Origin of the sequence: Corallococcus praedator (assembly GCF_003612125.1) — a bacterium.
Taxonomy (GTDB): domain Bacteria; phylum Myxococcota; class Myxococcia; order Myxococcales; family Myxococcaceae; genus Corallococcus; species Corallococcus praedator.
Genome location: NZ_RAWI01001152.1, coordinates 1 through 425, shown reverse-complemented (window position 1 = coordinate 425; position 425 = coordinate 1). Strand labels below are relative to the sequence as shown.

At 69.9% G+C, this 425-nt stretch carries 1 protein-coding gene; it reads right to left on the bottom strand.

The genetic code is table 11. From position 1 onward, the window contains the following. On the bottom strand, positions 1 to 425 hold a 425-nt coding region (locus D7Y13_RS43480; protein WP_147452740.1), incomplete at both ends, for a glycosyltransferase family 2 protein.

Below are 425 nucleotides of genomic sequence, written 5' to 3'. Positions count from 1 at the left end.
TTGTCATGCAACACCTCGGCGGCCGGCACGTAGACGTTCAGCCAGCCGGCCCGAGCGAGGCGATCGCCGAGGTCAACGTCCTCCATGTACATGAAGTACCGCTCGTTGAAACCGTGCACCTCGTCGAATGCCGACCGGCGCAGCAACAGACACGCGCCGGACAACCAGCCGACCGGACGTTCGCTGGGCTCGAGGCGCTCCTGCCGGTAGGCGGCCGTCCAGGGGTTCGACTTCCAGACCGGACCGACGATCGCGTGCATCGCTCCGCGCACCAGGCTCGGCTGCTGGCGGGCCGACGGGTAGACCGAGCCGTCCGGGTCGCGGATCAGCGGGCCCAGCGCACCGGCCGTCGGCCACCTGGCGGCGGCGTCGAGCAGTTCGTCGATGCTGCCGGGGCCCCACACCACGTCCGGATTGGCCACGAT